This is a genomic window from Pseudomonas sp. ICBG1301, assembly GCF_016918385.1.
Taxonomy (GTDB): domain Bacteria; phylum Pseudomonadota; class Gammaproteobacteria; order Pseudomonadales; family Pseudomonadaceae; genus Aquipseudomonas; species Aquipseudomonas palleroniana.
This window is the reverse complement of sequence record NZ_JAEKGB010000005.1, coordinates 300487-326467: the sequence shown is the minus strand read 5'-3', so window position 1 is coordinate 326467 and position 25981 is coordinate 300487. Positions and strand designations below refer to the sequence as shown.

Sequence of the window (25981 nt, the reverse complement as noted above, 5' to 3'; positions counted from 1 at the left end):
AAGGCCCTGAGCCAGTGACTCAGGGCCTGTTCAATTCGGGCTTCATTCCGTTGCAGGGTTCAGCAGCTCGGCCAGTGCATCCGGCTGGCTCTTGAACGCCTTGGCAAACACATCGCGGTTCTTCGCCATGTAGATCCCGGCTTCTTCCACTTGCTGCTCGCTCAGGGACGGCACGGCTTTTTGCAACACTTCTGCGAGCAACTCAGCGAGTTCAAGCATCTTGTCATGACGGTCAGCTTCGGCTTTATCCATGAACAAACGCTCCAGATCTCGGCTGCTGCGGTATACCACTTCGACGGCCATTCACCACCTCACATGCCTTCACGATAGTTGTCTATTGCGACTACTGTATTTATATACAGCTAAAGGTTAAGCCAAACCGTGGGGTTTGGGTAGCAGTTTTTTAATGTAGCCCGAAAAGCCAGGTTTGCAGTGCCTCATATCACCCCGCCATCATCTTATAGCTGCCGCTGGCCTTTTTTCTGCATGCAGAACAACCGTCACGTTCAACTCGCATTATCCGGTCGAGCCGACCTAAGGAAGCATCATCGTGAAAATCAACTGGGCTGAAAGGCTGCGCCAGAACGTCCATGGGCTGGCCGAATCCCTGGGCAACCTGTTTGTCGAGACATTCCATTACCTGGCGTTGTTCGCCATTGGTGCGGTGACCGCGTGGGCGGCGGTGATGGAGTTTCTCGGGATGTTGGAGAACGGGCATATCAAGATCGATGACATCTTGCTGCTGTTCATCTACCTGGAATTGGGCGCGATGGTCGGGATCTATTTCAAGACCAACCACATGCCGGTGCGTTTCCTGATCTACGTGGCGATCACTGCGCTGACGCGCCTGTTGATCTCCAACGTATCGCACCACAACCCGCCGGACATCGGCATCATCTACCTGTGCGGCGGTATTCTGCTGTTGGCGTTTTCGATCATGGTCGTTCGATATGCCTCGTCGGCATTCCCGTCGGTGAAGGTTGAAGGCCCGCGTCGCAAAGGCGAGGCGAGCCAGGAAACCGAGAAGGGCGAACTCTAGAGCCCGACGCTGAAGGGCAGGGGACGGGCGGGCGGGCGCTGCAGGAGTTTGTGGCTGTCACCGTCCGTCATCATCGCCAGGATCTCCATGGCGCTATGGCCCTGCTCTATGGCAATGCCGAATTGAATGCTTTGCACCAGCCGCTTGAGCCGCTGCGGATCGTTGCGTTGTTCGGCACTGATCATGCGTTTGGCCACCACGCCCGTTTCGTTCGAGAGGGTGAGCATGATGCTGCCGTCGAGCCGTTGGATGCTCAGGTTGACGCGGTAATCGGGGCTGAAAGTGTCCGTGATGATCTGAAAAGGATTGTCCATGGTGCGTTACCGCCTGATAGGAACATGCAGTCATTGACGACCGGTGTCGGGAATAGTTCGCGTTGCCTGACCACCGGCCACTCCGTCGCTGAGGTTTTACAAAATCCGTTTACCTCATGAGCTGTACAGCAAAGGGCGTGCCGTACAGCGATCTGACAAACAATGCGGTCCTTATGTGGGAGGGGGCTTGCTCCCGATGGCGGTCATTCAGCCGAGTATTTATTGGCTGACACACCGCTCATCGGGAGCAAGCCCCCTCCCACAGTCATCTCGGGGTGTCTTTGAGAGCGGTGACCTGTTTCAGGGCAGTACCGAGAAAACGATCGCCGAAAGCGCAATCAACCCGATCACCACCACAAACCCATTCGACAACTGGCCCGAATACTGGCGCAGAGAGGGTACGCGGCGGATCGCGTACATCGGCATCAGGAACAACAGGCAAGCTATGATCGGTCCGCCCATGGTTTCGATCATGCCCAGGATGCTGGGGTTGAAGGTCGCCACGGCCCAGCAGGTCAGTACCATGAACACTGCGGTGCAACGTTCCAGCGCCTTGGACGACATCGAACGGTTACGCCCGCGCAAGGATTTGACGATCAGGCCCTGGAAGCCTTCACTGGCACCGATGTAGTGGCCCAGGAAGGATTTGGTGATCGCCACCAGCGCAATCAACGGCGCGGCGTAGGCGATGACCGGCGTTTGGAAATGGTTGGCCAGGTACGACAGGATCGAAATGTTCTGCGCCTTGGCGGCCGCCAGGTCGGCCGGCGACAGAGCCAGCACGCAGCTGAAGCAGAAGAACATCACTGTCAGCACCATCATGCCGTGGGCGGTGGCGAGGATCCCGCCGCTTTTGCGCTCGGCCTGGGCGCCATAGACGCGCTTTTGATCGACGGCAAACGCGGAAATGATCGGTGAGTGGTTGAAGGAAAACACCATCACCGGAATCGCCAGCCACAGGGTCTTGAAGAACAGCGGCATTGGCATGCCATCCCCGGCCGAGGCGAAAAACGCGCCGTTCCAGTTGGGGATCAGGCTGAACGCGAGCAGCAACAGCGCGGCGACAAAGGGGTACACCAGCACGCTCATGGCTTTGACGATCACGCCTTGGCCGCAGCGCACAATGGCCATCAGGCCGAGGATCAGCACCAGTGACAGGACTGCCCGCGGTGGTGGCGTCATGTGCAACTGGTGCTCCATGAAGCTGCCGAGGGTGTTGGTCAGCGCCACGCTGTACACCAGCAAAATCGGGAAAATCGCAAAGAAATACAGCAGGGTGATCAGCTTGCCCGCGCCGACGCCGAAATGTTCTTCGACAACTTCGGTGATGTCGCCGGATTTGCCCGACAACACAAAGCGCGTCAGCCCACGGTGGGCGAAGAAGGTCATCGGGAACGCCAGCAGCGCCAGCACGATCAGCGGCCAGAAGCCGCCGACGCCCGCGTTGATCGGCAGGAACAAGGTGCCCGCGCCGATGGCGGTGCCGTAAAGGCCGAGCATCCAGGTGGTGTCGTGTTGCGTCCAGCCGCTGGTCACGGTTGTTTCTACGGCAGGGTTTTCTACGGCAGGTGTACGTACATCGGTCATCGATATTGCCTCGTTATTATTTTTGCGCGGGCTCACGTTGGGGCGGGTAGCAGTGCTCCGATCAGCACTCCACCCAGCTGACCGCCAGGCCGCCCCGTGAAGTTTCTTTGTATTTGTCATGCATATCGGCACCGGTATCGCGCATGGTGCGGATCACCCGGTCGAGGGAGATGAAGTGTTTGCCGTCGCCGCGCAGGGCCATTTGCGTGGCGTTGATCGCCTTCACGGCAGCGATGGCGTTGCGCTCGATACAGGGGACTTGCACCAGGCCACCGACCGGGTCGCATGTCAGGCCCAGGTTATGCTCCAGGCCGATTTCGGCGGCGTTTTCCAGTTGCTCGGGGGTGGCGCCGAGGATCTCGGCCAACCCGGCGGCGGCCATGGCGCAGGCTGAGCCGACTTCGCCCTGGCAGCCGACTTCGGCGCCCGAGATCGAGGCGTTTTTCTTGCACAGAATGCCGACAGCGGCGGCGGCCAGGAAGAAATTGACCACATCGTCGTCAGACGCGTTGGCATTGAACTTCATGTAGTAATGCAACACCGCCGGGATGATCCCCGCCGCGCCATTGGTCGGCGCCGTGACCATGCGCCCGCCGGCGGCGTTTTCTTCGTTGACGGCGAGGGCGAACAGGTTGACCCATTCCATAGCGGACAGGGTCGAGGTGATGACATTCGGTTTGCCGATTTCCAGCAGGTTGCGGTGCAATTTCGCGGCGCGACGCGGCACATCCAGGCCACCCGGCAAAATGCCTTCGTCGCGCAGGCCCTGTTCTACGCATTCGCGCATTACCGACCAGATATGCAGCAGGCCGCTGCGGATCGCTTCGTCGCTGCGCCATGCCCGTTCATTGGCCATCATCAGTTCCGAAACCCGCAGGCCGTGCTTGTTGCACAGGGCCAGCAGTTCGGCCGCGCTGGAAAAGTCGTAGGGCAATTGCACATCGCTGGTCGGCGCAGTGCCCGAAGCCGCTTCAGCCGCGTCGATGATGAAGCCGCCGCCCACCGAATAATAGGTTTGCTCGCTCAGCAGGCCGGTTTCACCGTAGGCGTGCAGCGACATGGCATTGGGGTGGTAAGGCAGGCTTTCGTCCAACAGCAGGAGATCGGAGTGCCAATTGAAGGCAATGTCCTGGGTGCCGGCGAGCAGCAGCCGGCCGGACTCGCGCAACTGTTGGATGCGCGCGTTGATCGAGGTCGGGTCGACCTGGTCGGGCCATTCGCCCATCAGGCCCATGACACAGGCGCGGTCGGTCGCGTGGCCCACGCCGGTGGCGGACAGCGAGCCGTAAAGACGCACTTCGACCCGGCGCGTGGCGCTCAGTAACTGTTGGTCGACCAGTGCCTGGGCGAAGCTTGCCGCTGCCCGCATGGGGCCGACGGTGTGGGAGCTGGAAGGGCCGATACCGACTTTGAATAGATCGAAAACACTGATAGCCATGCTAAAGCCTTACAAGCAATGGAGTAGGAATCGCTGCCATTTTTGTAGGCCGAGCGCAATTGGCGCGATACTGATCCTCTGGAACGGCACTGACCAACGAATTATCCTAAGAAACCCTTTAGCAGGACTAAACGCTATGACCCGCCCACTCCATGGTCAGACCTACGTCTGGTTGCACGTGTTTTCCTGTGCGGCACGGCATCTGTCGTTCACCCGCTGCGCTGAAGAACTGCACATCACGCCGGGGGCGGTGAGCCAGCAGATCCGCCAGTTGGAGGAGCGCTTGGGTTTTCGACTGTTCCATCGCCGGGCGCGTGGGGTTGAACTCAGTGCCGAGGGCCAGCGGTTGGCGGCGACGGTGGGGGAGGCTTACGGCAGCATCGATGCCGAATTGCAGCGCTTGGACGCGGGCATGATCAGCGGCACCTTGCGCCTGCGTTCGATTCCATCATTTCTGGGCAAGTGGCTGACCCCGCGTTTGCCGCGTTTACAGCAACGCTTCCCGGATATTCAACTGCGCATGGTCGCCGAAGACAGCAGCATTGCCTTGCACGAGGGCGACTTTGACTTGGCGATCGACCTCAACGACGGCAGCTATCCAGGCTTGTTATCCACAGCCCTGCTGGACGAGCAGATATTCCCGGTGTGCGCGCCGAGCCTGTTGCGCGGCCGTCCGCCGTTACACGGACCGGCGGATCTGGCGCACTTCCCGTTGTTGCACGACATCACGGCCTGGCGTGGGAGTTATGAGTACGCCGAGTGGGAGTTTTACCTGAATGCCATCGGCTACCACCTCGCCGATGTGCGACGTGGGCACACCTTCAACCGTAACCACCTGACCATCGAAGCCGCCATCGCGGGCATGGGCGTGGCGATTGCGCGGCGCACGTTGCTCAATGACGAGCTGGAACGCGGCACCTTGATCGTGCCCTTCGGTGTCGCCGTGCCCAACCACAAACGCTACGTGCTGCTGTATGCGCCGGGTGCGTTGAGCCATCCGGGCGTGCGTGCGGTGCATGATTGGCTGGTGGAGGAGGCCGAGGTTTTTCGCGGATTGCACCCGTTGAGAGAGGGGCAATTGTGAGGTTCGCAAGGTGTAGGAAGATTTAACTAACTCCCTACCCTAACAGCGTTTTTGCTCGTAGTCAGACTTAATTTGTAATGTGGGATTTATCTTTGCAAAGGGGTTGAAATGTTTCGCTGACTGCTCAATTGTGTCATCAAGAGGTCATGGTTTCACCGCACCGGTGTTGCAGTTGTGACCTCCCGCGAGCTAGCTGAAATAAGGGAAGAACTATGCAAATCCAAGTCAATAGCGATAACCATATTGAAAGCAGCATCCGACTGGAGGAGTGGGTACGTACGACCATTGAGAGCACGCTTGATCGTTATGAAGAACACCTGACCCGCGTTGAGGTTTACCTGCGCGATGAGAACGGCGACAAGCCCGGCCCCCATGACTTGAGTTGCCGGCTGGAAGCCCGGCCAAAGGGGCATCAACCGATCTCGGTCTGCGATAAAGCCGATACGCTGGAGCAGGCGATCGATGGTGCAGCCATCAAGCTTGAACATGCGTTGGAGCACCTGTTCGGCAAACTGCAAGGCAAGCCACGCGCTGCCGGGAAAAGTCTGCCGGCCAACAAAGTCGACGAGGGTGCGCTCGAAGCAGAGTTCGAAGAAAACTTGCAGGCAGCGATTAACAGCTGACCGCTCTTTCTCCCTAGCCAAACGGGCCTGCAGATGCAGGCCCGTTTTCGTTTAACGGCTGCGGAAAAAATACCGGCTCAAGAGTGCCAGGCCGCCAGCGCCGATACCGGCGAAGAGCATCGCCCAACCGGCGCCATGGCGCAGCGCCGCCTGGGCGTCTGTCACGGTCAGCCCCGGCACGTCCAGCTTGCCCGCGGCAAGATGCTGGCTGATCGCAGGCCAATCTGCTGCTTTAGATTCGGGCAGCAAGCTGGCCAGTTGATGGCTGATCCCGAGCAGCAACACCAGCCCCATCAGCGCGATATTGAGCGCCAGGGTAATCAGCCGTGCACTGAGATCGATACCCGACGCCATGCCGGCACGGTCGGCCGAGACCGAGCCGGTGGTGGTGTTGGTGGTCGGCGAATTGGTCAGCGCCAAACCCACTCCCGCGATGACACAACTGCACAGCACCAGCACGATACTCGGTTGCTCGGTACCGTTGACCAGGGCCATGGCGATAAACCCGGCGCCCATCAAACCCAGGCCCACGGGGATGATCCGTTCGGCGCCATAGCGCAGCGCCAGGCGTTCAGCCAGCGGCGGCACCAGCAAGGTCGGCAACGTGTAGGCCAGCAGGGCGCCGCCGGTGGTCAGGGTGTCGTAGCCCAGGCCCGCCTGGAAATAGAGCGGCAGGTAGATCATGAACGGCCAGAAGCTGAAATTCATCCCGACCGAGCCCATCAACGCGCCGTTGAAACGCTGGATGCGGAACACCGAGAAGTCGAACATCGGATGCTCGCTGCGCCGCTCGATGACCACGAACAACAGCAACCCGATCAACGACAGACCAGCCCAAGCGAGCATGGCCGGTGAGCCGAAGCCGTGCTCGCTGCCTTGGGTGATGAAGTACACCAGCGCGAATACCGACAGCGTCAAGGTGAGCATGCCGGCGATGTCCAGGCGATGACCCGCCGGGTCCCGCGATTCCTGCACGCTGACCCGCAGCAACACCAGGGTCAGCAGGGTCAGCGGCACATGCACCAGGAACACCCAGCGCCAATCCGCGATCGCCAGGATCAAGGCCCCCACCATCGGCCCGAAGCCCAGGCCCAGGCCCGCAATCACGCCCCATACCGCGAAGGCCCGCGCACGCGCCGCCGGCTCCCGGAACTGGTGCGAAAGAATGGCGAACTGACAAATCATCATGGCGCCGGCGCCCACTCCCTGGACAAAACGCGCCGCGATCAGCATGGGCGCCGTATCGGCCAGCCCACAGGCCAGCGAAGCCAGGCCGAACAGCCACAAGCACAGCACCAGCATGCGCCGTCGGCCAAAGCGATCGGCCAGGGTGCCCGCTGCCATCAGCACGCTGGTACAGGCCAGGGTGTAGGCGTTCATGATCCATTGGGCATCCTGGAAGCCTGTGCCCAATTGTTGTTCGAGAGTGGGCAGGATGACCGGCACGCTGGAGATTTCCAGGCCGAACATCAGTGCAACGAGGCACACAGCGGTAAGGGCGAGGCCATCTCTGGCGGTCCGTGGGGCGCTGACGGCCGATACAGCGGCGGCGGGCGGCATGGGCAATTCCTTTGGATTGAATGAGGGTTTATTCTCGCGGGAACAGGATTCTTTATTCGTGATAAGTTTTCCCTGGATAGGGGATTCAGGAGCGACAATAAAACCATGGCCACTCCACGTTTCGACGGCGTTGAACTGTTTCTGCAAATCGTCGAGAGCGGCAGCCTGACCGAAGCCGCCGAACGTCTGAACCTCACGCGCTCTGCCGTGGGCAAGGGCCTGGCGCGGCTGGAGGCGCGCTTGGGCACGTGCCTGTTGCAGCGTTCCACCCGTCGCCAGCGTCTGACCGAAGATGGGCAGGCCTATCACGAGCATTGCCTGCGTGCACTGGCCGAACTGGAAGCTGCCGAGTCGGTGCTCGAAAGCGGCCGACAACAGCCGCGTGGGCGTCTACGCGCAAGCTTGCCATTGGCGTTCGGCCACCATTATGCGGCGCCTGCCTTGTGGGGCTTGATGGACCTTTACCCGCAATTGGAGATCGAGATTTCATTCTCTGACCGGCTCACGGACCTGGTGCAGGAAGGTTTCGACGTCGCCGTGCGCATCGGCCCGTTACCGGACACCGACCGTCTGAGCGCGCGCCGCTTGGGTGAGCAGTCGGTCGGGTTAGCCGCTTCGCCGGCGTACTTGCAGCGTGTCGGGCCGATTGACTGTATTGATGACCTCGCCGGTCAACGAGGCATTGCCTACCGTTGCAATACGTCCTTTCGCGCTGGGGTGGCATCGATGTTGATGCTCGACGACCTCCAGGCCGTGGCCGATGCCGCGATTGCGGGCGTCGGCCTGGCCTGGTTGCCGAGCTGGTTGATTGCGCATTACGTGCTGCGTGGGCAGTTGGAAGCAGTGTTGCCGAACCACCGCGCCCAGCCTGCGCCGATCCATGTGATCTGGCCGACGGCTGCGCATATGCCCGCCAAGGTGCGCTGCGCCATCGACGCCTTGGTGGCGGGCACCCCCAGCTGCCTGGCGGGCAGTTAGAACGCGATGGAGGTTTGCACGTAGACCGTGCGCGGCTCGCCGACGTATTTGCCCTTGTTGTTGTCGTCGAACGAACGGGTGTAGTACTGCTTGTTGAAGATGTTTTTCACACCGACCGCCACGTTCAGGTCCGACAGCTGCGGGCCGAAGTCATACGCTGCGCGGCTGCTGAACAGCATGTAGCCGGGGATGCGTCCGTTGGCGCCGTCGGCACTTTCCGCCCGGGTATTGGCATTATCGGCGAACTGGCTGCTCTGGTAGCTGCTGTCCAGGTTGAGCTTCCAGGGGCCTTCGGTGTAACCCACGCCCAGGGTGCCTTTGTGCTTGGACGAAAACGGTACGCGGTTGCCTTTGTTCGGGCCGTCTTCGCGGATGGTCGCGTCGACGTAAGCGTAGGTGGCGTAGACATCAAAGCCTGTGAGCGCCGGGCTCAACGCATCGAGGGCGTAGTTGATGCTCGATTCGATGCCCTGATGGCGCGTTTCGCCCCGGGCGATCACGGTGTCGTTGGTCTGGTTGCTGTCGTACTGGTTGTCGAAGTTGATCAGGAACGCGCCGATTTCCGCACGCAGGTTGCCATTGTCATAACGGGTACCCAGTTCCCAGGTACGGGCTTTTTCCGGCTTCACTTCGCCGCTGGCTACGCGGTTGGGCATCTGGCTGTATTGCACGCTGCCGAACGAGCCTTCGGTGTTGGCGTAGAGGTTCCAGTCTTCGGTGAGGTGGTAGAGCACGTTCAACGCCGGCAGTGCGGTGTTGTAGTCGCCCTTGTATTTGACGTTGGTCAGGTTGTTGGTTTGCTGGGACTCGATCATCTCGTAGCGCACGCCCGGCGTGATGGTCCACTTGCCGATGTCGATGCGGTCATCGACGAACAACGCGTTGGCTTCGGTGGCGCCACGCGTGTCGCGGTCATTGCGGCTGTTGGTGTCGGGCATTTGCTGGTTGGCGGTGATCGGCGTGCGGTAGCGCATTTCGTGGCCGGCTTCGCTGATGTAGCGGTAGCCGATGCCGACTTCATGGCGGCTGGGGCCGAGGTCGAAGCCCTGGGCGAATCGGGTCTCCAGGCCGCGTACCCAGTATTCGCGGGGCGACAGTGAAAGGAAGTTGCCCTGGTCAAGGTAGCCGTTACGCAAGGTGGTGGTGAAGAACGTGTTGGCGGTGAACTCGCGGCGGTCTTCCTGGTAGCGATAACCGGCGTTGAACATCGTACGGCGGCCCCAGAATTTGTCGTAGGGGCGGGTGGACTGGTACGGGTCCGCCTTGTAGTCCTTTACGTTCAAGCCGCCGGGCATATCGGCCTGGCCTTCGTAGTACTGAGCCATGGTATTGAAGCTGTTGGCGTCGTCGAGCTGGTAATTGCCCTTGAGGATCAGGTCGTCGATGCGCGTGTTGCTGTTTTCGCGCCAGTCGCCGCCACGGGTGCCGGAATACAGAATCGCGCCGCCCAGGCCGTTGTCGGCCGTGCCGCCCGCCAGCAGGTTGCCGCTGGTCTTGAAGCCATCGTGGCTGGAAGACGGGCTGGTCTCGGTCTGCAGGCCACCTTTGACCGTCGGTGCGTCCGGGATGGCTCGGGTCACGAAGTTGACGATGCCGCCGACGTTTTGCGGGCCATAACGCACGGCGCCGCCACCGCGTACCACGTCCACTGCATCCATGTTGCCCATGCTGATCGGGGCGAATGACAGCTGGGGTTGGCCATACGGTGCGAAGGGCACCGGAATGCCATCCATCAACACCGTGGAGCGCGAGGCCAGCCGTGGGTTGAGGCCGCGAATACCGAAGTTCAGCGCCATGTCATGGCTGCCGGTGCCGTTGTTTTCCGGGGCGTTGACGCCGGGGATGCGGTTGAGCACGTCACGGGCCTGGGTCGCGCCCTGGCGTTCGAATGCTTCGCGGCGGATCACGTCACGGGCGCCGGGGTGTTCGAACACGTTGGTTTGCTGCGCATCGCCGAGCCAGTCGCCGACGACATTGGAGGTTTGCAGTTCGACCGTCGTGGGGGCGTTGGCCGGTTGCAGGCTATAGGCATTGTTGCCCTCGGCGCGGGCTTGCAGGCCGGTGCCTTCCAGCAGTTTTTGCAAGCCGTCGGCGGCACCGTAGTTGCCGGATAAACCCCGGCTTTGCATGCCGGCCGTCAGCTCGGAGCCGAAGGAAATCAGCACACCCGCTTCTCGCCCGAATTGGTTCAGGGCCGCTTCCAGCGAAGCCGGTGCGATGTGATAGGGCTTGGCATCGGCCGCCATCACCTGGGGCAGCACGGCGAAACTGAGGCTGGCGCCGAGCAGGAGTTGGCGCAGGGTGCGGGCGAGAGGGGTGGGTTGCTGGAGCATAAAGGGCGGTCCTGAGAAGGAAGGATCAAAGTGGCTTTCCTTCTCTGTCACGCGAGGGCTGGAAAACGGCTCACGGTTGTCGAAAATATTTTCAGGCGCGTGCCTGCACGCTCACCCAGTAACGCGTGAAGCGGCGAACCTTGACCGGCAGGCTGACTTCCAGCAGATCGAGAATGCGTTCGCTGTCATCCAGCGGATAACTGCCGGACAGCAACAGGTTGGCCACCTGCGGGTCGCAATTGAGCTGACCGCGGCGGTAGCGTCCCAGCTCGGTGAGGAAATCTTCCAGGCGCATATGCGCAGCCATCAGCATGCCATCGGCCCAGGCGCCGCTATTGGCGTCGACGGGGCGCGGGGTGTCCCAGCCTTTGCGAGTGAAATTCACCTGGCGGCGGGCTTCGACGATCAGTGGCAGGCCGCTGTAGTGGTCGGGCATGACCTCGACGTGGCCGTCGAGTACCGCCAGTTGGGTGTGGTCGTTGAACTGGCGCACATTCAAGCGCGCCGCCTGGCTGCTGAGCAGGCCCTGGCCGGTCAGCACACGCAGGGGCGAATGACCCGCCCGAGCCGTCAGCAGCATTTCGCCGTCGAGCAGGCGGATCGAGCGCTGCCGGCCATCCATGTGCACATCCACCGCGCTGCCGGTGTTGAGCTGCAACTGGCTACCGTCGGCCAACTGCACCTTGCGACGCTGGCCTACGGGGCTGCGATAGTCGGCACTCAGCGGCGGCAGAATGTGTTGCTGGCGCAGGCCCCAGGCCGCCGCCGACCCCGCGCCGAGGATCAGCAACAACTTCAGCGCCTGGCGCCGGCTGTTGGACTTCGGCGCGTTCAACGCCGCATGGGCCAGGGGCGAAGGCATGCCGCGCAGGCGCTGGTTGACGCGTTGCATATGCTCCCAGGCGCGTTGATGCTCGCTGTGGGCCGCCAGCCACTGTTGCCAGGCCGCGTGCTGACGCGGGTTGAGGCCACCTTGCTGCATTTCCATCAGCCAGTGCACGGCCTGCTCGGCAACGTGGGTCGAGAAGTTCATAGGGCAAAGTAGCAGCGCATGGCTGCTTTATTCAGGTGGCGTTTGACGGTGGCAATCGAGATGCCCAGTTCCGCGCCGATTTGCGCGTAGGTCAGGCCGTCGAGCTGGGCCAGCAGGAAGGCGCGTTTGACTTGAAGGGGCAGGCCGTTGAGCAGTTGGTCCAACTCGAGCAGGGTTTGCAGGATGATGGCGCGTTCTTCTTCCGAAGGCGCTACGTGCTCGGGCAGTTGCGCCAAGGCGTCGAGGTAGGCGCGTTCCAGGTCCTGGCGACGGTAGTAATTGAACAGGACACGCTTGGCCACAGTGGTAAGGAAGGCGCGGGGTTCGATCAGGGTTGGGGTTTCCCGTGCGGTCAGCACCCGGATAAAGGTGTCTTGCGCCAGGTCCGCGGCACTTTCAGGGCAGCCGAGCTTGCGTCGCAACCAGCCGGTGAGCCAGTGGTGATGGTCGTGGTACAGGACTTCGACGGTGTTGGACGGCTGCAACGCGATCACTCCAGGAACATTGGTGTGCGTCAGAGAACAAGAATTGTTCGCATTGTAGGTTGCATGACAACGTTGGGCAATCCTGCAGCTCGATAAAGGACGCAGGTGATTCGTCCGTTCTCTTTTGCTTATGAGAATATTTATCATTAATATCGCGCACTGATGATCCTGGCGCCTCCCGCATGCACAGCACAACCTCACTGTCTGCTTTTTACCGACTGGCCGCGACGTCGCGCGCCCTGGCGGCCGTGATTCTGTTGGCGGTGCCGTGTTGGCGGATGCTGCCATGAGGGTCGGCACCCCACCGGAATCCCAGGACCACCCGCACACCGATGCGGCCGGTGGGCGTGCGCATTTCTTGCAGGTGTTCTTGTCCCAGCGCTCGCAGATGGAAGCGTTGGTCAGCCGCCGCGTGGGTTGCCGTGCCACGGCGGCCGACCTGGTGCAGGACCTGTTCCTGCGTTTCTGGCGCCGGCCGCTGGTGCAAGTCGAAGAACTCAGCACCTACCTGTTGCGCTGCGCGGGCAACATTGCCATCGACCATTTGCGCAGCGAAAGCGCGCGGGTGCGCAGCAACGAAGGCTGGTTGCCGGAGCAGCAGGGCTACCAAGGCTGTGAACCCCAGGCGGCACTCGAAGCGGGCAATGATTTGCGCCATGTCGAAGCCGCTTTGCGCAGTTTGCCGGAGCGCACCCGGCAGATTTTCCTGCTTAACCGCATCCATGGCCGCAAGTATGCGCAGATCGCCCAGGCCATGGGCTTGTCCCAAAGTGCCGTGGAAAAACATATGATGCGTGCCCTCGAAGCCTGCAAGGCCAGCCTTCGTGAACCGCCGCCTCCACGCACGCCAAGGAAAGCACCGTGAACGTCACCCCCACACCCGCTCAGGAGCAGGCCGCGCTCGACTGGTTGAGCCTGTTGCACGACCAGCCCAGCAGTGGCGACCAGGCGACCTTCAGCCGGTGGTTGCGCGCCGACCCGGCGCACGTCGAGGCCTACTCCCAGGCGCAGGTGCTGTGGGAACTGAGTGAAGTGCCGGCACGTAAACTGGCGGCTGAAGAGGCGCTGGCCTTGCAGGGCTACCTCAATGCGATGAACACCCCCAAGCGCTCACGGTTGGTGCGCTGGTCCGGTGCACTGGCGATAGCCGCGAGCCTTCTGTTGATGGTGTGCATGGGCGCAGGCTGGCAGCCGTCGCGCTGGGTCGATGACTTGGGCGCCGACTATGTGACGGCGCCCGGTGAGGTGAGGACCGTCACCCTGGTCGATCAATCCCAAGTGACCCTGGATGCCGACAGTGCCATTGCCGTGGATTTCAGCCAGGGCGAGCGCCATATCCAATTGCGTCGCGGCGCCGGTTTTTTCAGCGTGACTCACACCGGCCAACCCTTTGTAGTGGGCGCCGACAGCGGTGAAGCGCGGGTGCTGGGCACGCAGTTCGAGGTGCGCCTGCAACCGGCGGGTGCCCAGGTGACGGTGCTTTCCGGGCGGGTCGCAGTGACGTCTTCCAGGCAGGGCCAGCAACAGATTCTGACGGCAGGCCAGCAAGTGGCCTACGCCGACGGCGTCGCCGAACCCATGCACGCGGTCGACAGTGAATCACGCCTGGCCTGGCGTGACGGTTGGCTCAACTACTACAAGGCGCCCTTGGCCGATGTGGTCAAGGATCTGCGGCGTTACTACCCCGGGCGCATTCTGTTGCTCAACGACGAGATGGCCGGCAAACGTGTGAGCGGCAGCTTTCCGAGCAAAGACCCGCAAGCCGTGTTGAATGCCTTGCAGGCGGTGCTGGGGTTTGAGCAGCACGAGATTTTTGGTCGGATGATTGTATTGCGCTAGTCACACCTAAGATAAAAGCGCCGCAGTACCCCATGTGGGAGGGGGCTTGCTCCCGATTGCAGTGTGTCAGGGCCAGCTGTTCTGGCTGATTCACCGCCATCGGGAGCAAGCCCCCTCCCACATGGGGTTCTGCGGTGTTTTGTAGAATGGATTACTTCAGCGCGGCCATGATCGCGTCCGGGTTGTAGTCACGGATCAACGTGCCGTTCACGTCCACAAACGGAATACCGCCACCTCCCAACGCCTCATATGCCTTGCGCGCCTGGGCGTCCTTCTCGATGTCGAAGGCCTGGTAGGGGATGCCTTTCTGGTCCAGGAAGCGGCGGGTCTGCTTGCAGTAGCCACACCACTCGGTGGAGTAGAGCACCACGCGCGCCGAGGCGCGTATCGGCTCCGAAACCACCTGCGAGGGGTTGAACACCCGCTCGATCTTGCCCCAGTTCTGGATTACAACCACCACCAGCAACACCAGCAAGACTTTCTTGAACACCCCGCCGAGCATCAGTTGCGGCGCTTGAGCTGGTCGGTCAGTTGGGTTGGCAGGCCCTTGATGATCAAGGTGCCGGCGGCTTCGTCGTACTCGATCTTGTCGCCCAGCAGGTGCGCCTCGAAGCTGATGGACAAGCCTTCGGCGCGGCCGGTGAAACGGCGGAACTGGTTGAGGGTGCGTTTATCCGCCGGGATTTCCGGCGACAGGCCGTAGTCCTTGTTGCGGATATGGTCGTAGAACGCTTTTGGCCGATCTTCATCGATCAAGCCCGACAGTTCTTCCAGGCCCATGGGTTCGCCGAGCTTGGCCTGGCTGCTGGCGTAATCAACCAATGTCTTGGTTTTCTCGCGGGCGGATTCGTCCGGCAGGTCTTCGCTTTCGACGAAGTCGCTGAAGGCCTTGAGCAAGGTGCGGGTCTCGCCCGGCCCGTCGACGCCTTCCTGGCAACCGATGAAGTCGCGGAAGTACTCCGAGACCTTCTTGCCGTTCTTGCCCTTGATAAACGAGATGTACTGCTTGGATTGCTTGTTGTTCTGCCACTCGGACACGTTGATCCGCGCTGCCAGGTGCAACTGGCCAAGGTCGAGGTGGCGCGACGGGGTCACGTCCAGCTCGTCGGTCACCGCCACGCCTTCACTGTGGTGCAGCAGGGCAATGGCCAGGTAATCGGTCATGCCTTGCTGGTAGTGCGCAAACAGCACGTGGCCGCCGGTGGAGAGGTTGGACTCCTCCATCAGCTTTTGCAGGTGCTCGACCGCCATCCGGCTGAAACGGGTGAAATCCTGGGCACCGTCGAAATATTCCTTCAACCAGCCGCTGAACGGGTGCGCGCCGGACTCGGCATGGAAGAACCCCCAGGCCTTGCCTTGTTTGGCGTTGTAGCTCTCGTTGAGGTCGGCAAGCATATTCTCGATGGCGGCGGATTCGGACAGCTCCGTATCGCGGGCGTGAAGAACTGCGGGTGTGCCGTCGGGTTTTTTGTCGATCAGGTGGACGATGCAATGACGGATCGGCATAGGCTTCTCGGCTGGTTGAAGGGGAGCCGGTGGCCTCCCCGAAAAGTCGCCCAGTGTACCGCACCCATTGGTCAAGACACGCCTGGAAGGCTATTTTGGATGCTCTCTGACGGGGCATATGCCTTTTTTTCACGGTTTAGAGCGATAAAGCTGACCAAATGGCTAGGTAGAGGCGGATATTTCCCCGTCTCTGTGCTAGTTTTGCCCCGTCTTACGCCAAGTCTCGGCGTTAAGCGTGCATTCAGCATCTGTCAGGTCGAACCAATCCCCGTTTCAAGCATCTATAACCCCGATCTCCGCGGTTATTAAGCCTGGGGTGCCAGGCCTAGACGGTCGGGCTCGATGGCTGACACTGCACTCTGCAATCCATATGAATTTGATAGGGAAGGAACACCACAATGGCTATTACTAAAGACCAACTGATCGCTGACCTGGCTGAAGCAGTAGACGCACCGAAAACTACCGTGCGCGCTCTGCTGGACCAACTGAGCCAAGTTGTTGCTGATCAGCTGGAAAACGGCGGCGAAATCACTCTGCCAGGCGTTGGCAAACTGAAAGTGACCGAGCGTCCTGCCCGTACTGGCCGTAACCCTTCGACTGGCGCTGCCATCGAAATCGCTGCCAAGAAAGTTATCAAGCTGGTTGTGGCCAAAGGCCTGACCGACGCTGTTAACAAGTAAGACGCAGCAAAAAAACCGTGCTCCGGAGCGATCCGGGCACGGTTTTTTATTGCCTGCGATTTGCCTTGTAGTGAGCGGGCTTGCCCGCGCTGGGTGGCGAAGCCGCCCTAAAACCGGCAATTGTGGTCAGGCTGGAGAAATGCAGTGTCTGGTATGGGGCTGCTTCGCAGCCCAGCGCGGGCAAGCCCGCTCACTACAGGGGTCAGTTGCGGACCCAGCGTTGGCGCCAGATCAGTTGTTCGTTCTTGGTCTGGAAGGTCCAGGCGACGAAACGGCTTTGTTTCTGCCCCTGGGACATCTCCACCACCTGGCTTTCCAGCGCACCGGCCTTTTTCAGTGCCATCTCGATTGCGGGCAGGTTCGACGCTTTTGACACCAGGGTGCTGAACCACAGCACCTTGTGGGCAAAATGCGCGCTCTCGGCAATCAGCTGCGTCACAAAGCGTGCTTCACCGCCTTCACACCACAACTCGGCCGATTGGCCACCGAAATTCAATACCGGCAACTTGCGCTTGGGATCCGCCTTGCCCAAGGCACGCCACTTGCGTTCGCTGCCCTTGGTGGCTTCCTCCATGGACCCATGGAACGGTGGGTTGCACATCGTCAGGTCAAAGCGCTCGCCCGGTTCCAGCAACCCCAGCAGGATCTGCTTGGGATTGGGTTGCTGGCGCAGTTGAATGACTTTGCCCAGGTCGTTGGACTGCACGATGGCCTTGGCTGCGGCCACGGCGACAGGGTCGGCGTCCGAGCCCAGGAAGTTCCAGCGGTACTCCATGTAGCCAATCAGGGGGTAGACGCAGTTGGCGCCCATGCCGACGTCCAGCACCTTGACGATAGAACCGCGCGGGATCTTGCCGTCATTGGTGCTGGCCAGCAGGTCGGCGAGGAAGTGCACGTAGTCGGCGCGCCCAGGCACCGGTGGGCACAGGTAGTCGGCGGGGATGTCCCAGTGCTGGATGCCATAGAAGGCCTTGAGCAGCGCCCGGTTGAAGACCCGTACCGCCTCCGGGCTGGCGAAGTCGATGCTTTCCTTGCCGTACGGGTTGATGATCACGAACTTCGCCAGTTCCGGCGTGGTCTTGATCAGCGCCGGGAAGTCGTAACGGCCTGTGTGGCGGTTGCGCGGGTGCAGAGTGGCCTCTTTGCGCGGCACGACGGGTTTGGCCGTGGCTGCGGTTTTAGGCTTCTTGCGCGGAGGTTTTGGCGTACTGGGGGCGGTCATGATGATTCTGGTGTTGGCTCAAAGTGGCGAGCATTGTCACACATCCCGAGGTGATCTCGGGCAAATGTGGGAGAGGGCAGGTCCCCTTCCACCTTGATTGTATTGCCAGCCTGGAATTGGGGAGTTCCAGGCAAAAAAAAGAGACCCGAAGGTCTCTTTTTTCACACAGGTTCCGCCTTACAGGCTGGAAATCCGCGCATGCTGCTCCGCCAGCTTGCCCAGGGCCTGTTCAGCCTCGGCGAGCTTGGCGCGCTCTTTGTCGATCACTTCAGCCGGCGCCTTGTCGACAAACGCCGCGTTGGACAACTTGCCGCCCACACGCTGCACTTCGCCTTGCAGGCGGGCGATTTCCTTGTCCAGGCGTGCCAGTTCGGCGCCCTTGTCGATCAGGCCGGCCATCGGCACCAGCACTTCCATGTCGCCGACCAGTGCGGTCGCGGACAGCGGTGCTTCGGCGCCATCAGCCAAGACAGTGATGGACTCCAGCTTCGCCAGCTTCTTGAGCAGCGCATCGTTCTCGCTGAGGCGACGCTGGTCTTCGGCGCTGGCGTTCTTGACGAATACCGCCAGTGGCTTGCCCGGCCCGATGTTCATCTCGGCGCGGATGTTGCGCGTGCCGAGCATCAGGGTCTTGAGCCATTCGATATCGCTTTCGGCCGCCTCATCGATGCGCGCTTCGTTGGCCACCGGCCAAGGTTGCAGCATGATGGTCTTGCCTTCGATACCGGCCAGCGGCGCCAGGCGCTGCCAGATTTCTTCGGTGATGAACGGCATGAACGGATGCGCCAGGCGCAGTGCCACTTCCAGCACGCGCACCAGGGTGCGACGGGTGCCACGCTGGCGTTCGATCGGCGCGTTCTCGTCCCACAGCACGGGCTTGGACAGTTCCAGGTACCAGTCGCAATACTGGTTCCAGATGAACTCGTACAAGGCCTGTGCGGCCAGGTCGAAACGGAACTGGTCGAGTTGGCGGGTGACTTCGGCTTCGGTGCGCTGCAACTGCGAGATGATCCAGCGGTCGGCCAGGCTCAGCTCGTAGGCTTCGCCGTTCTGGCCGCAGTCTTCGCCTTTATCCAGCACGTAGCGCGCCGCGTTCCAGATCTTGTTGCAGAAGTTGCGATAGCCTTCGACGCGGCCCATGTCGAACTTGATGTCGCGACCGGTGGACGCCAGCGAGCAGAAGGTGAAGCGCAGGGCATCGGTGCCGTAGCTGGCGATGCCGTCGGCAAACTCGTCGCGGGTCTGCTTCTCGATCTTCTTCGCCAGCTTCGGCTGCATCAGGCCCGAGGTGCGTTTCTGCACGAGGGTTTCCAGGTCGATGCCGTCGATGATGTCCAGCGGGTCGAGCACGTTGCCCTTGGACTTGGACATCTTCTGGCCCTGGCCATCACGCACCAGCCCGTGCACGTACACGGTCTTGAATGGTACCTGCGGCGTGCCATCTTCGTTCTTCACCAGGTGCATGGTCAGCATGATCATCCGGGCGACCCAGAAGAAAATGATGTCAAAACCGGTGACCAGCACGTCGGTGGAGTGGAATTTCTTGAGGAATTCGGTCTGCTGCGGCCAGCCCAGGGTAGAGAAGGTCCACAGGCCCGAACTGAACCAGGTGTCCAGTACGTCGTTGTCCTGTTGCAGCGCAATGTCGGCACCGAGGTTGTGCTTGGCACGCACTTCGGCTTCATCGCGGCCTACATAGACCTTGCCCGATTCGTCGTACCAGGCCGGAATGCGGTGGCCCCACCACAGTTGACGGCTGATGCACCAGTCCTGGATGTCGCGCATCCACGAGAAGTACATGTTTTCGTACTGCTTGGGCACGAACTGGATGCGGCCATCTTCCACGGCGGCGATCGCAGGTTCTGCCAGCGGTTTGGTGGACACGTACCACTGGTCGGTCAGCCACGGCTCGATCACGGTGCCGGAGCGGTCGCCCTTCGGCACTTTCAGGCCGTGGTCGTCAACGCTGACCAACAGGCCGGCGGCGTCGAAGGCGGCGACGATCTGCTTGCGTGCTTCGAAACGGTCTAGGCCGACGTATTCAGCCGGGATCTTGCCGTCAATGCTGTCGTTCAGCGTACCGTCCAGGTTGAAGACCTGGCAGGCCGGCAAGACGGCGGCATTTTTGTCGAAGATGTTCAGCAGCGGCAGGTTGTGGCGCTTGCCGACTTCGTAGTCATTGAAGTCATGGGCCGGGGTGATTTTCACGCAGCCGGTACCGAACTCGGGGTCGCAGTAGTCGTCCGCGATAATCGGGATGCGACGGCCGACCAGCGGCAGTTCGACGAACTTGCCGATCAGCGCCTGGTAGCGCTCATCGTTCGGGTTGACGGCCACGGCGGCGTCGCCAAGCATGGTTTCCGGACGGGTGGTCGCGACGATCAGGTAATCGTTGCCTTCAGCAGTCTTGGCGCCATCGGCCAGCGGATATTTGAGGTTCCACAGGAAACCTTTCTCGTCGTGGTTTTCCACTTCGAGGTCGGAAATCGCCGTGTGCAGCTTGGTGTCCCAGTTGACCAGGCGCTTGCCGCGGTAGATCAGGCCGTCTTCATGCAGGCGCACAAAGGCTTCCTTCACGGCTTCCGACAGGCCATCGTCCATGGTGAAGCGTTCGCGACTCCAGTCTACGGACGAGCCGAGGCGACGGATTTGACGGCTGATATTGCCGCCGGACTGGTCTTTCCATTCCCAGACTTTCTCGAGGAATTTCTCGCGGCCCAGGTCGTGACGGTTTTGGCCGGTGGCCTCGAGTTGGCGTTCCACCAGCATCTGGGTGGCGATACCGGCGTGGTCGGTGCCCGGCTGCCACAGGGTGTCGCGACCCTGCATACGGCGGAAACGGATCAACGCATCCATGATCGCATTGTTGAAGCCATGGCCCATGTGCAGGCTGCCAGTGACGTTCGGTGGCGGAATCATGATGGTGTAGGAATCGCCCGCGCCTTGCGGGGCGAAATAATTCTCGGATTCCCAGGTGTTGTACCAGGAAGTTTCGATGGCGTGCGGCTGGTAGGTCTTATCCATGCGCGGCGGGACCCTAGTTGGCATTAATTCAGGAAAGCCGGCAAGTATAACGGGGGATAGGGCGCAGGGCGAGGCGAAGACGGGCTTGAGGTGTATGGGGTGGCAAATGTGGGAGGGGGCTTGCCCCCGATAGCAGTGGACCAGCCAGTTCAGGGGTAGCTGATACCCCGCTATCGGGAGCAAGCCCTCTCCCACAGGGGATCTTTGTTTGATTTAAGACTGGTACTGGCTGAGCAACCGCTCCATCCGCGCATCCAGCCGGCGCTTGATCTCGGTTTCGATGTGCGGGGCAAAGTCGTCGATCACGTCCTGCATGATCAGTTGCGCGGCGGCGCGCAGTTCGTTGTCCAGGTGCAGCAGCAGGGCGTCTGGCGCTTTTTCGACGGGGGCTGGCTCGACGGCGGGCGCCTGGGCAACCGGTTCCGGTGCGACGGGTTTGCCGCCGACCATGTCGAACAGCAGCGGAATCTGTACCTCGCCTTCGACCGTCTCGGTCAGCAGTGGCGGTTGCAAGTCATCATCACCCAGCAACTTGCGGATCGACTCCAGGTCGTCCAGCAGGTGGTCGTCTTTTTTTAAAGGGTTGGAAGTGTCCATCATTTACTCAAAGTCGTTGTAGCCGGTGATCTTGCAGAGGATAGCCCTGTTCGCGGTAGAAACGGAAACTCTCCCGCGCGGCCTGACGAATAGCCGGATCTTCCACCACCACTTCCGCCACCCGGGCGAACGCCTTGGCAAAGGGCGGTACTTTCAGGTCGAGGTTGACCAGTAGGTCATGGTGATCGCCGCAGCTCTCGCCCAATCCAAGGACGACCAGGCCGTCGGGTTCGGATTCGGCGGGGCCGTGGGGCACGAAGCTTTCACCCTTGAAGCGCCACAGGCGGGCATCGAGCTCGTCACGTTGGGCGGCATCGCTGCAGTGCAGGTAGATGCGATGGCCCATGCGCCAAGCCTTTTCGGTGAGTTTGCAGGCAAAGTCCAGGCGCGCGAGCGGGTCGGCGCTGGGCAATATATAGAAGTCGACTTGGGTCATTGCGGTTCCTGAACGGCCTCAACCGGCATAAAAGCGAGCGTATTGTGGCGAGCAAGCTTGCTTGCGCCGGGGCACGAAGCGGCCCCAGAAAAGCAGGGGACTGCTGCGCAGTCCAGCGGGAGCAAGCTCCCTCGCCACGACATTCTCGCTCCGGGGTTAGGCCTTGGCGCGATCCAGCAGGTACTGGGTCAGCAGTGGAACCGGACGGCCAGTGGCGCCCTTGTCCTTGCCGCCGCTGGTCCAGGCCGTGCCGGCGATGTCCAGGTGCGCCCAGTTGAAGTTCTTGGCGAAGCGCGACAGGAAGCAGGCCGCGGTGATGGTGCCGGCTTTCGGGCCGCCGATGTTGGCGATATCGGCAAATGGGCTATCCAGCTGTTCCTGGTACTCATCGAACAGCGGCAGTTGCCAGGCGCGGTCATCGGCGGCTTTACCGGCGCTGAGCAGTTGCTCGATCAGTTCGTCGTTGTTGCCCAGCAGGCCCGAGGTGTGGGAACCCAGGGCGACGACGCAGGCGCCGGTGAGAGTGGCGATGTCGATCACGGCCTGCGGCTTGAAGCGTTCGGCGTAGGTGAGGGCATCGCACAGCACCAGGCGGCCTTCGGCGTCGGTGTTGAGGATTTCGACGGTCTGGCCGCTCAGGGTGGTGACGATGTCGCCTGGGCGCGAAGCACCGCCGCTCGGCATGTTCTCGGCACAGGCCAGGATGCACACCAGGTTGATCGGCAGTTTCAGCTCCAGCACGGCACGCAGGGTCCCGAAGACGCTGGCGGCGCCGCCCATGTCGTACTTCATCTCATCCATGCCCAGGCCCGGCTTGAGGCTGATGCCGCCGGTGTCGAAGGTGATGCCTTTACCCACCAGGGCGTAAGGCTTCTCGGACTTCTTGCCGCCGTTGTATTGCATCACGATCAAGCGTGGCGGCTGGTCGCTGCCCTGGCCCACGGCATAGAACGAGCCCATGCCCAGTTCCTTGATCTTCTTCTCGTCGAGCACTTCGACTTTCAAGCCCTTGAACTCTTTACCCAGCGCCTTGGCCTGTTCGCCGAGGAAGGTCGGGTGGCAGATGTTCGGCGGCAGGTTGCCGAGGTCGCGGGTGAACGACATGCCATTGGCGATGGCCTGGGCGTGGGTCACGGCGCGCTGGACTTCAGCCTGGGCGGCCTTGATGGTCAGCAGGGTGATTTTTTTCAGGGCGCGGGGTTCGGCTTTCTGGCTCTTGAACTGGTCGAAGATGTAACCGCCGTCGACCAGGGTTTCGGCCAGCAGGCGCGTCTTGCCGTAGCTGTCGCGGCCTTTTACGACGATTTCATCGAGTGCCACCGTCGCTTCGCTACCGCCCAGGCCCTTGAGGGTGCTGAGGATGCCGCTGATGATCTTGCGGAACGGACGGTCGCCCAGTTCGGCGTCCTTGCCCACGCCAACCAGCAATACGCGCTCGGCTTTGAGGTTGGGCAGGCTTTGCAGCAGCAGGCTCTGGCCGACTTTGCCGGCCAGGTCGCCGCGCTTGAGCACGGCGCTGATGGCGCCACCGCTCAATTCGTCCAGCTGCTTGGCGGCGGTGCCGAGTTTGCGGCCTTCGCCGACAGCGACCACGAGGGTGGCGGTTTTCAACGTTTCGGGGCTAACGCTTTTTACAACCAATTCCATTTTCGGGTCCCTTATCAAGGTCTGTGAGCCTGAGGTTTGTACGCAGGCTTTAACGCCTGGCGGCTTGGTAAACCGCCAGCGGCAAAGGCCGCAGTTTGAACCTCGCCGACGGAACCTGACAACCCTTGCCACATGCTTTGTGCACGCGCATGAGTAAGCTCCGTGACAGGCGCGGTCAATCACAGGATAATGCGCAATCTTTTTAGCCGGCCCATGCAAACGGGTCGACTCGTTATGCTTGCTTGTTTGGCCGCCTTAGCCTGACAACCCTGGAGTGTCTGGTTTGATCGTCTTCCGTTATCTGTCCCGCGAAGTCCTGTTGACCCTGAGTGCCGTGAGTGCGGTATTGCTGGTCATCACCATGAGTGGTCGTTTCGTCAAATTCCTGGCCCAGGCCGCTTCCGGGGCTCTGGACCCGGGCTCGCTGTTCCTGATCATGGGCTTTCGCCTGCCGGGCTTCCTGCAGTTGATCCTGCCGCTTGGCCTGTTCCTGGGCATTCTGCTGGCCTATGGCCGGTTGTACCTCGAAAGTGAAATGACCGTGCTTTCGGCCACCGGCATGAGCCAGCAGCGTCTGCTGGCCATGACCATGGTGCCGGCTGCCGGTGTTGCCTTGGTGGTGGCATGGTTGAGCATGAGCCTGGCGCCCCAGGGCGCCATGCAGTTCCAGCTGCTGCTGAACAAACAGGATGCGATGACCGAGTTCGACACCCTGGAGCCCGGGCGCTTCCAGGCGCTCAACGACGGCACGCGGGTGACCTATACCGAAACCATGACCGATGACCGCTCCAACCTCGGTGGTGTGTTCATTTCCCAGAAAAACTTCGGCCAGAACCAGAAAGACCGCGGCATTTCGATTCTGGTGGCCAATAGCGGGCGCCAGGAAGTACGCCCTGACGGCAGCCGCTACCTGATCCTGGAAAATGGCTATCGTTATGACGGCAGCCCTGGCCTCGCGGACTATCGGGCGATCAAGTACGACACTTATGGTGTGATGCTGGCCAAGCCTGAAATCAGTGAAGAGGTGACCGATCGCGACGCGCTCCCGACTGCCTCGTTGTTCGGCAGCCAGGAACTGCGCTCCATCGCCGAGTTGCAATGGCGGATTTCCCTGCCGCTGCTGGTGTTCATCGTGACCTTGATGGCCGTGCCGCTGTCCCGGGTCAACCCGCGCCAGGGCCGTTTCCTCAAGCTGCTGCCGGCGATCCTGCTGTACATGGCCTACCTGACCATCCTGATTTCCGCCCGTGGCTCCCTGGAGAAGGGCAGGTTGTCGCCGGCCCTGGGCCTGTGGTGGGTGCATGGGATATTCCTGGCGATCGGCCTGGGGCTGCTCTACTGGGAACCTATCCGTTTGAAAATGAAGAGCCGTCGTGGCCTGAAGGAGTTGGCCCGTGGCTAAGCTTGATCGCTATATAGGTAGCAGCGTACTGATCGCCATCCTGGCGGTGTTGGGCATCATCCTTGGCCTGGCCTCGTTGTTCGCTTTCATCGACGAAGTCGGCAACGTCACCGACACCTATACCGTCACGGACGTATTGAGCTTCGTCGCATTGACCGCGCCTCGTCGTGTCTACGACATGATGCCGATGGCGGCGCTGATCGGCTGCCTGATCGGCCTCGGCAGCCTGGCCAGCAGCAGCGAACTGACCATCATGCGTGCCGCCGGTGTGTCCATCGGGCGTATCGTCTGGGCGGTGATGAAGCCCATGCTCCTGCTGATGGCCTGCAGCGTGCTGGTCGGTGAATACGTAGCGCCGCCTGCCGAAGCCACGGCCCAGGCCAACCGCGCCCTGGCCCAGGGTTCGGGGGATGCGCAAAGCGCCAAGCACGGTCTGTGGCACCGCCAGGGAGACGAGTTCATCCATATTAACGCTGTGCAGCCGGGCGGCCTGTTGATCGGGGTAACCCGCTATACCTTCGACAAAGAGCGGCACATGCTGACTTCCAGCTTTGCCAAGCGTGCGCAGTACAGTGCCGAGAAGTGGGAGTTGAGTGATGTCACCACCACCTATTTCCGCAATGTGGGCCAAGGCACCAAGGCCAGCACCGAAGTGATCAACGTGGCCTCCGAGCCATGGGACATCGCCCTGAAGCCGGAACTGCTCAATACCGTGGTGATGGTCCCGGAAGCCCTGCCGATCTCCGGTTTGTGGAGCTATATCCACTACCTCAAGGACCAGGGCCTGAATAACGGCCGCTACTGGCTGGCGTTCTGGGTCAAGGTGTTGCAACCGGTGGTCACCGCTGCGTTGGTCTTGATGGCGATTTCCTTCATCTTCGGTCCGCTGCGTTCCGTGACCCTCGGTCAGCGGGTATTTACCGGCGTGCTGGTGGGCTTCACGTTCCGTATCGCCCAGGATCTGCTTGGCCCATCAAGCCTGGTGTTCGGTTTTTCTCCGCTGTTTGCGGTACTGGTGCCGACGGCGATCTGCGCCGTGGCCGGATTGTGGCTGCTGCGCCGGGCCGGTTGATACTGCGCTTATGAACAAAAAATGCCCCGGTCGAGAGATCGGGGCATTTTTGTTCTGGTCAGCAAAGATGACGTCTGGCCTG

At 61.2% G+C, this 25981-nt stretch carries 24 protein-coding genes; 9 read left to right on the top strand and 15 right to left on the bottom strand.

All coding sequences use genetic code 11. The features are described 5' to 3' along the window. Positions 1-42: 42 nt before the first annotated feature. Positions 43-303 (bottom strand): YebG family protein, encoded by a 261-nt coding sequence (locus JBE38_RS14460; RefSeq protein WP_161548215.1) that lies wholly within the window; start codon positions 301-303, stop codon positions 43-45. Positions 304-550: 247 nt separating this feature from the next. Between JBE38_RS14460 and JBE38_RS14455 the strand changes: the two genes are divergently transcribed. Beyond that, positions 551-1039, top strand: coding sequence for a phosphate-starvation-inducible protein PsiE (locus JBE38_RS14455; protein WP_060755005.1), 489 nt, complete (start codon positions 551-553; stop codon positions 1037-1039). Here JBE38_RS14455 and JBE38_RS14450 read toward each other — a convergent pair. The 3 genes from JBE38_RS14450 to JBE38_RS14440 form a co-directional block, all read right to left on the bottom strand. Beyond that, positions 1036-1353 carry a DUF3509 domain-containing protein gene (locus JBE38_RS14450; protein ID WP_090366587.1) on the bottom strand — a complete coding sequence of 106 codons (318 nt, stop codon included), beginning with the start codon at positions 1351-1353 and terminating at the stop codon, positions 1036-1038. The two genes, JBE38_RS14455 and JBE38_RS14450, sit on opposite strands and share 4 nt — an antisense overlap. A 300-nt stretch (positions 1354-1653) precedes the next feature. Then, on the bottom strand, positions 1654-2940 hold the full coding sequence (locus JBE38_RS14445) for a serine/threonine transporter (RefSeq protein WP_090366585.1): 1287 nt from the start codon (positions 2938-2940) through the stop codon (positions 1654-1656). Positions 2941-3001: 61 nt separating this feature from the next. Then, complete coding sequence (locus JBE38_RS14440) at positions 3002-4378, bottom strand: L-serine ammonia-lyase (RefSeq protein ID WP_104995592.1); 1377 nt, start codon at positions 4376-4378, stop codon at positions 3002-3004. A gap of 136 nt (positions 4379-4514) precedes the next feature. Between JBE38_RS14440 and JBE38_RS14435 the strand changes: the two genes are divergently transcribed. Continuing rightward, positions 4515-5462, top strand: coding sequence for a LysR substrate-binding domain-containing protein (locus JBE38_RS14435; protein ID WP_126870671.1), 948 nt, complete (start codon positions 4515-4517; stop codon positions 5460-5462). A gap of 212 nt (positions 5463-5674) precedes the next feature. Next, positions 5675-6085: an HPF/RaiA family ribosome-associated protein gene (locus tag JBE38_RS14430; RefSeq protein ID WP_060755000.1), complete on the top strand. Its 411-nt coding sequence runs from the start codon at positions 5675-5677 to the stop codon at positions 6083-6085. A gap of 51 nt (positions 6086-6136) precedes the next feature. On the opposite strand, the gene JBE38_RS14425 is transcribed toward JBE38_RS14430, so the two are convergent. Beyond that, complete coding sequence (locus JBE38_RS14425; RefSeq protein WP_205344538.1) at positions 6137-7645, bottom strand: MFS transporter; 1509 nt, start codon at positions 7643-7645, stop codon at positions 6137-6139. A gap of 105 nt (positions 7646-7750) precedes the next feature. Here JBE38_RS14425 and JBE38_RS14420 point away from each other — a divergent pair, with 105 nt between their 5' ends. Then, on the top strand, positions 7751-8623 hold the full coding sequence (locus tag JBE38_RS14420; protein WP_205344537.1) for a LysR family transcriptional regulator: 873 nt from the start codon (positions 7751-7753) through the stop codon (positions 8621-8623). On the opposite strand, the gene fecA is transcribed toward JBE38_RS14420, so the two are convergent. The 3 genes from fecA to JBE38_RS14405 form a co-directional block, all read right to left on the bottom strand. Further along, positions 8620-10956, bottom strand: coding sequence for a TonB-dependent Fe(3+) dicitrate receptor FecA (gene fecA / locus JBE38_RS14415; RefSeq protein WP_060754997.1), 2337 nt, complete (start codon positions 10954-10956; stop codon positions 8620-8622). The genes JBE38_RS14420 and fecA overlap by 4 nt on opposite strands. 91 nt (positions 10957-11047) lie before the next feature. Continuing rightward, complete coding sequence (locus JBE38_RS14410) at positions 11048-11989, bottom strand: FecR domain-containing protein (protein WP_090366578.1); 942 nt, start codon at positions 11987-11989, stop codon at positions 11048-11050. Then, positions 11986-12474: a sigma-70 family RNA polymerase sigma factor gene (locus JBE38_RS14405; RefSeq protein ID WP_198760432.1), complete on the bottom strand. Its 489-nt coding sequence runs from the start codon at positions 12472-12474 to the stop codon at positions 11986-11988. The genes JBE38_RS14410 and JBE38_RS14405 overlap by 4 nt, the downstream gene beginning before the upstream one ends. Positions 12475-12760: 286 nt before the next feature. On the opposite strand from JBE38_RS14405, the gene JBE38_RS14400 reads away from it, so the two are divergent. Next, positions 12761-13339, top strand: coding sequence for an RNA polymerase sigma factor (locus JBE38_RS14400; RefSeq protein ID WP_205344536.1), 579 nt, complete (start codon positions 12761-12763; stop codon positions 13337-13339). Beyond that, positions 13336-14313, top strand: coding sequence for a FecR family protein (locus tag JBE38_RS14395; protein ID WP_126870585.1), 978 nt, complete (start codon positions 13336-13338; stop codon positions 14311-14313). Before JBE38_RS14400 ends, JBE38_RS14395 begins: the two co-directional genes overlap by 4 nt. Before the next feature lie 151 nt (positions 14314-14464). Here the strand turns inward: JBE38_RS14395 and JBE38_RS14390 are convergent, their stop codons facing one another. Further along, positions 14465-14815: a glutaredoxin family protein gene (locus tag JBE38_RS14390; RefSeq protein WP_060754993.1), complete on the bottom strand. Its 351-nt coding sequence runs from the start codon at positions 14813-14815 to the stop codon at positions 14465-14467. Continuing rightward, positions 14815-15819: a nucleoid-associated protein YejK gene (gene yejK, locus JBE38_RS14385; RefSeq protein ID WP_090366571.1), complete on the bottom strand. Its 1005-nt coding sequence runs from the start codon at positions 15817-15819 to the stop codon at positions 14815-14817. Before yejK ends, JBE38_RS14390 begins: the two co-directional genes overlap by 1 nt. 398 nt (positions 15820-16217) lie before the next feature. Here yejK and JBE38_RS14380 point away from each other — a divergent pair, with 398 nt between their 5' ends. Further along, the gene (locus JBE38_RS14380; RefSeq protein WP_003188840.1) at positions 16218-16499 is read left to right on the top strand and encodes an HU family DNA-binding protein; all 282 of its coding nucleotides are present in this window, start codon (positions 16218-16220) and stop codon (positions 16497-16499) included. A 202-nt stretch (positions 16500-16701) separates the two neighbouring features. Here JBE38_RS14380 and rlmF read toward each other — a convergent pair whose 3' ends face one another. The 5 genes from rlmF to JBE38_RS14355 all read right to left on the bottom strand — a co-directional run bounded on the left by rlmF (position 16702) and on the right by JBE38_RS14355 (position 23425). Continuing rightward, entirely contained in the window at positions 16702-17721 is a 1020-nt protein-coding gene (rlmF, locus tag JBE38_RS14375; RefSeq protein WP_205344535.1) for a 23S rRNA (adenine(1618)-N(6))-methyltransferase RlmF, read from the bottom strand. A gap of 177 nt (positions 17722-17898) precedes the next feature. After that, positions 17899-20745, bottom strand: a complete 2847-nt coding sequence (locus JBE38_RS14370) for a valine--tRNA ligase (RefSeq protein ID WP_090366567.1) — start codon at positions 20743-20745, stop codon at positions 17899-17901. Between the two features lie 213 nt (positions 20746-20958). Then, positions 20959-21342, bottom strand: coding sequence for a DNA polymerase III subunit chi (locus tag JBE38_RS14365; RefSeq protein ID WP_090366566.1), 384 nt, complete (start codon positions 21340-21342; stop codon positions 20959-20961). A gap of 7 nt (positions 21343-21349) precedes the next feature. Beyond that, positions 21350-21778: a DNA polymerase III subunit chi gene (locus tag JBE38_RS14360; protein ID WP_105700144.1), complete on the bottom strand. Its 429-nt coding sequence runs from the start codon at positions 21776-21778 to the stop codon at positions 21350-21352. Between the two features lie 156 nt (positions 21779-21934). Then, positions 21935-23425: a leucyl aminopeptidase gene (locus JBE38_RS14355; RefSeq protein WP_060754986.1), complete on the bottom strand. Its 1491-nt coding sequence runs from the start codon at positions 23423-23425 to the stop codon at positions 21935-21937. A 283-nt stretch (positions 23426-23708) separates the two neighbouring features. Between JBE38_RS14355 and lptF the strand changes: the two genes are divergently transcribed. Together lptF and lptG are read left to right on the top strand one after the other, a co-directional pair. Next, positions 23709-24827, top strand: a complete 1119-nt coding sequence (lptF, locus tag JBE38_RS14350) for an LPS export ABC transporter permease LptF (protein WP_090366562.1) — start codon at positions 23709-23711, stop codon at positions 24825-24827. After that, positions 24820-25899: an LPS export ABC transporter permease LptG gene (lptG, locus tag JBE38_RS14345; RefSeq protein WP_060754984.1), complete on the top strand. Its 1080-nt coding sequence runs from the start codon at positions 24820-24822 to the stop codon at positions 25897-25899. Before lptF ends, lptG begins: the two co-directional genes overlap by 8 nt. Positions 25900-25981 lie beyond the last annotated feature (82 nt).

What these genes read in the sequence shown, in the direction of transcription:
- JBE38_RS14460 (WP_161548215.1), bottom strand. Translation starts at nt 303, where the DNA reads ATGGCCGTCGAAGTGGTATACCGCAGCAGCCGAGATCTGGAGCGTTTG.
- JBE38_RS14450 (WP_090366587.1), bottom strand. Translation starts at nt 1,353, where the DNA reads ATGGACAATCCTTTTCAGATCATCACGGACACTTTCAGCCCCGATTAC.
- JBE38_RS14445 (WP_090366585.1), bottom strand. Translation starts at nt 2,940, where the DNA reads ATGACCGATGTACGTACACCTGCCGTAGAAAACCCTGCCGTAGAAACA.
- JBE38_RS14440 (WP_104995592.1), bottom strand. Translation starts at nt 4,378, where the DNA reads ATGGCTATCAGTGTTTTCGATCTATTCAAAGTCGGTATCGGCCCTTCC.
- JBE38_RS14435 (WP_126870671.1), top strand. Translation starts at nt 4,515, where the DNA reads ATGACCCGCCCACTCCATGGTCAGACCTACGTCTGGTTGCACGTGTTT.
- JBE38_RS14430 (WP_060755000.1), top strand. Translation starts at nt 5,675, where the DNA reads ATGCAAATCCAAGTCAATAGCGATAACCATATTGAAAGCAGCATCCGA.
- JBE38_RS14425 (WP_205344538.1), bottom strand. Translation starts at nt 7,645, where the DNA reads ATGCCGCCCGCCGCCGCTGTATCGGCCGTCAGCGCCCCACGGACCGCC.
- JBE38_RS14420 (WP_205344537.1), top strand. Translation starts at nt 7,751, where the DNA reads ATGGCCACTCCACGTTTCGACGGCGTTGAACTGTTTCTGCAAATCGTC.
- fecA (WP_060754997.1), bottom strand. Translation starts at nt 10,956, where the DNA reads ATGCTCCAGCAACCCACCCCTCTCGCCCGCACCCTGCGCCAACTCCTG.
- JBE38_RS14410 (WP_090366578.1), bottom strand. Translation starts at nt 11,989, where the DNA reads ATGAACTTCTCGACCCACGTTGCCGAGCAGGCCGTGCACTGGCTGATG.
- JBE38_RS14400 (WP_205344536.1), top strand. Translation starts at nt 12,761, where the DNA reads ATGAGGGTCGGCACCCCACCGGAATCCCAGGACCACCCGCACACCGAT.
- JBE38_RS14390 (WP_060754993.1), bottom strand. Translation starts at nt 14,815, where the DNA reads ATGCTCGGCGGGGTGTTCAAGAAAGTCTTGCTGGTGTTGCTGGTGGTG.
- yejK (WP_090366571.1), bottom strand. Translation starts at nt 15,819, where the DNA reads ATGCCGATCCGTCATTGCATCGTCCACCTGATCGACAAAAAACCCGAC.
- JBE38_RS14380 (WP_003188840.1), top strand. Translation starts at nt 16,218, where the DNA reads ATGGCTATTACTAAAGACCAACTGATCGCTGACCTGGCTGAAGCAGTA.
- rlmF (WP_205344535.1), bottom strand. Translation starts at nt 17,721, where the DNA reads ATGACCGCCCCCAGTACGCCAAAACCTCCGCGCAAGAAGCCTAAAACC.
- JBE38_RS14370 (WP_090366567.1), bottom strand. Translation starts at nt 20,745, where the DNA reads ATGGATAAGACCTACCAGCCGCACGCCATCGAAACTTCCTGGTACAAC.
- JBE38_RS14365 (WP_090366566.1), bottom strand. Translation starts at nt 21,342, where the DNA reads ATGGACACTTCCAACCCTTTAAAAAAAGACGACCACCTGCTGGACGAC.
- JBE38_RS14360 (WP_105700144.1), bottom strand. Translation starts at nt 21,778, where the DNA reads ATGACCCAAGTCGACTTCTATATATTGCCCAGCGCCGACCCGCTCGCG.
- JBE38_RS14355 (WP_060754986.1), bottom strand. Translation starts at nt 23,425, where the DNA reads ATGGAATTGGTTGTAAAAAGCGTTAGCCCCGAAACGTTGAAAACCGCC.